The organism is Planktothrix sp. FACHB-1355 (assembly GCF_014748295.1).
GTDB lineage: Bacteria > Cyanobacteriota > Cyanobacteriia > Cyanobacteriales > Aerosakkonemataceae > Aerosakkonema > Aerosakkonema funiforme_A.
On sequence record NZ_JACJUP010000634.1, the window covers coordinates 1 to 3,929 of the forward strand.

3 protein-coding genes are annotated in these 3,929 nt (G+C 44.6%); 2 read left to right on the forward strand and 1 reads right to left on the reverse strand.

Annotation, left to right across the window (positions count from 1 at the left end; all coding sequences use genetic code 11):
* Nucleotides 1-124: 124 nt before the first annotated feature.
* Nucleotides 125-1,495 (forward strand): LamG-like jellyroll fold domain-containing protein, encoded by a 1,371-nt coding sequence (locus H6S82_RS34410; protein ID WP_190461733.1) that lies wholly within the window; start codon nt 125-127, stop codon nt 1,493-1,495.
* 30 nt (nt 1,496-1,525) lie between these two features.
* Nucleotides 1,526-2,755 carry a WD40 repeat domain-containing protein gene (locus H6S82_RS22095; RefSeq protein ID WP_190461735.1) on the forward strand — a complete coding sequence of 410 codons (1,230 nt, stop codon included), beginning with the start codon at nt 1,526-1,528 and terminating at the stop codon, nt 2,753-2,755.
* A 129-nt stretch (nt 2,756-2,884) separates the two neighbouring features.
* Here the strand turns inward: H6S82_RS22095 and H6S82_RS22100 are convergent.
* Nucleotides 2,885-3,929 (reverse strand): FAD/NAD(P)-binding oxidoreductase (locus H6S82_RS22100; RefSeq protein WP_191056708.1); only part of this gene is annotated, 1,045 nt, incomplete at its 5' end.

The following is a 3,929-nucleotide window of genomic DNA, read 5'->3' on the forward strand; positions in this document are numbered from 1 at the left end:
TAATTGCATCGGTGAATATCAGTCCGGATGGAAAGACTGTTGTGAGTGGGGATAGAAACGGGATAATTAAGTTGTGGAGCGTTTGAACTTTTGCATAGAGATTCCAAAAGAACGGGAATAACTTATGGCGAATCGCAAAATCTTGATTATCGATGACAGCGGAGTCGTTCGTAGAAATACCAAAGCAATGTTACCTGTGGGTAAATTTGAAATCTTGGAAGCTAAAGATGGTCTGGAGGCAATCAATCTCATCCACCAAGAAGGGCCAAACTTGATTTTACTGGATTGGATATTGCCTAGAGTGAGCGGTTGGGAAGTGTTTCAGCATATCCAAGCCGATCCGGAATTACAGAAAATTCCCTTAGTGGTGATGTCAGGACGTATAGATGAAGTAAGAGCAAAAATTCCCGAACCGTTTGCGTATTTTGAATTTTTACAGAAAATTTTTGACCGAAACCAACTGATTTCTGCAATTAAATTGGCGATTGCTAAAGCCAGATTGCGTAATCAATCGGCTCCTCAACCTACTAATAACAACATCCCGCAACCGCAAGAATATGATGCTGTGCTTGGCGGTCAAAATCCACCGCCTGTGAATGCGGTTGTATTGGGAGGAATGGCAGGTGTGAAGTCGCGATTGACAAGTGCGATCGTCTCTCAGAGAATTGCGGCATTAAAAGAAGCGCTGAATTATGGAGAAGCCGGGATAAGTTTGATGATTCAATCTTTAAAAGATGCTAACGGACAAGTACGAGCAACTGCTTATTTGCTACTGCAAAAAAGGACAGAAATTAAAGTTCGACAAGCACTGCGGGAGTACATACCCCCCGATCTGGTGGCGTGGTGGCGCTTGGATGAAACTGAAGGTAATACTGTTAGCGATCGCATCGGCACAAATCACGGCATAATCAATGGTTGCACTCCCGCACCCATAACTAATACCATCAAGCCCAGTTTGCTTAGTTCTCTGTGCTTTGATGGTGTGAATGACTATGTACAAATTAGCGACGCTCCTGCCCTCAACTTTGGAACGGGCGACCTTTCCATCTGTTTTTGGGTTAACACCAGTAACCCGCATGGAAATATCGATGTCATTATTGATAAAAGAGTTGAAAGTTCGGGTGCTGTGCAGGGCTATACTGTTTGCAATTATCGCGGCAGTTTATGTTGTCAACTAGCTGATGGGATAGGCACTGGATGGACGAATTACCTCGCCTATATATCAATTACTAATAGCAAGTGGCATCATGTGGCGATTACGATCGACCGAGACCAAACTGATGGGGGAAGGTGGTATCTTGATGGGGTAGAGGTCGGCAATCGATTTAACCCAACAGACAGACAAGGTTCTCTCAACAACGCGAAACCGTTGCGAATTGGCAGACGTTCCGATCATCCCAGTTGGCCCGGATTCTTCAAGGGTAACATTGCAGATATCAGACTTTTCAATCGTGTGCTGGAGGCGATCGAAATTCAAGCGATATATGAGGCATAATACAAAGAGTACTACAAGCCTACCAGTGCAATGGCACAGAATCAGCCCAGAGCTTACGATGTCGTCTTAGGCAATCAAACGCCCACGCCTGTGGGTGCTGCCGTTTTGGGAGGAATCGCCGGCGTCAAGCGGCGCTTCGCCAGCGCAGATGTCGTCCAACGATTGGCAGCTCTGCAAGAGACAACCAAGTACGGACAAGCAGGTTTAGAACTGCTATTTTCCGCCTTAATGGATAAATCGTGGCAAGTGCGGCAAACTGCTTACTTGCTAGTTCAAGATTGCGAAAAAGAAACTTTGCAACGAGTTTTACAAGAACACAATCCGTATCAATTGTTTGGGTGTTTGTACAAATATTACACACCCAATTCTACCACTTATGCCCTGACCGTTTCTCCTGACGGACAAAATATTGTCAGTGGCGGCAAGGACAAAATTATTACCGTGCGATCGCTCTACACGGGCAGGATCGTTCGCACCCTCAGCGGACATACAGATGGAATCAAATCTATTGCCATCAGTTCTTCCGGACAAACTCTGATTAGTTGCTGTTGGGATAACACCGTCAAGGTTTGGCAATTACAAAATGCGGCAAATAATGGTGGAACTGTGCCACAAAGCAAAAGCTTGGACAAGGCATTACTTTATACTTTATTTCCCCATACTGAGGCAGTTAATTGCGTTGCCATTACACCCAACGGAAAAACTCTCGCCACTGCCAGCGAAGATCGTACAATTAAATTGTGGGATTTACCCACGCAACGGTTAATTTCCACTTTTGCAGGACATACAGGCGCAGTCAAATCTGTTGCCATTAGTCACGATGGCAAGATTTTAGCCAGCGGCAGTGCTGACTCTACTATCAAATTGTGGAACTTAGAAACTGGAGAATTATTGCATACCCTCATCGGACATTCCGATGGGGTTAAATGCGTGGCGATCGGTCCCGATAGTAAAATTCTGATTAGCGGTTCTCTGGATAAAACAATTAAACTGTGGAACTTGCAAACGGGGAGATTTTTACGCACTCTCATCGGACATTGGGATGAGGTGAATCATCTTGCGATCGCACGCGATGGCTACACCTTTGCCAGTTGCAGTCGCGATGGAACAATTAGATTGTGGCATCTGCGAACGGGGACGCAATTGCATATGTTAGAAGGTTATCTAAATGAGGTTGTTGCTGTTGCCATTACCCCCGATGGAGGTAAGATTGTTAGTAGCAGTAAGGATGAGAAAATTAGAGTTTGGGGAGTGCGTTAGCAATTTGAATAGGACTTACGCAAAGAAACCCGGTTTCTCTGAAAAATCGTCGCTAGAAAGCTACAAATCTCCCCAGAAACCCGGTTTCTCTGAAAAATCGTCGCGATCGACCCGAAATAGCTAACAAAACTATTGCCGCCATTGCATAAACTTGATGTAATCCCCCTCAAACTGCTCTCCTTTCAGCATCCGATTCCAATAAATCCAAGGCAAACCAGTAGTTTTCATCATCCACATAATCCAGCGTTCTTTCACGGGATTGAGGGGAAAACTAGAAACCACTGTGCCGTTATAACCATCAAACTCAGCCATGATTGTCTTGCCATACCCAGTGATTAAAGGACAGCAAGTGTAGCCGTCATACTTATGTAATAATGGTTGGGAAGCTATAAATGCCAACAAATTTTCGGCTACAATTGCTGCTTGTTTGCGTGCTGCTGCTGCTGTCTTGGAAGTTGGCAGGGAAGAAGCATCTCCTAAACTAAATATATTGGGATATCGATTGTGCTGTAGGGTGTATTTATCCACATCTACCCAACCATAGGCGCTACCAGAAACTGCCAAAGGACTTTGTTTAATAAAGTCCGGTGCGCTTTGCGGCGGTGCGACGTGAATCATGTCGTACTTGTGGGTAAATTCATCGACAACTGCACCGCTATCATCGAAAACATCAAATACTGCTTCTTTGGTTTCCCCTTTAATTTCTTTCAAGTTGTGCCGGAATTTAACATCAATCCCCCGTTCGGCAACAACTTTATCTAATATGGCTGAATATTCCGGTACGGCAAACATTTTAGTTGCTGGTGTGAGAAACATGACGTTAGTGCGATCGCGAACTCCCAGTTTGCGAAAGGTGTCATCTGCCATATACATAACTTTTTGCGGCGCACCACCACATTTAACTGGTGTGTTGGGAAAGGTAAATAAAGCATTTCCACCAGGGAAATTTTTGATTAGTTCCCAGGTATAAGGTGCGTAATTAGGTGCATAATTACTGGTAACGCCATTTTTGCCGATCGCATCTTTCAATCCTTTAATTAAATGCCAGTCCAACTGAATGCCGGGACAGACAATTAAGTAATCGTACTCAACCAGGATACCTTCTTTGGTCGCGACAGCATTGCGATCGGGGTCTAATTTAACCACTCGGTCTGCAATCCAAGTCGCTTGTCGA

Excerpts from the sequence above, each read along its gene's own strand:
- H6S82_RS34410 (WP_190461733.1), top strand. The coding sequence starts at position 125 with ATGGCGAATCGCAAAATCTTGATTATCGATGACAGCGGAGTCGTTCGT.
- H6S82_RS22095 (WP_190461735.1), top strand. The coding sequence starts at position 1,526 with ATGGCACAGAATCAGCCCAGAGCTTACGATGTCGTCTTAGGCAATCAA.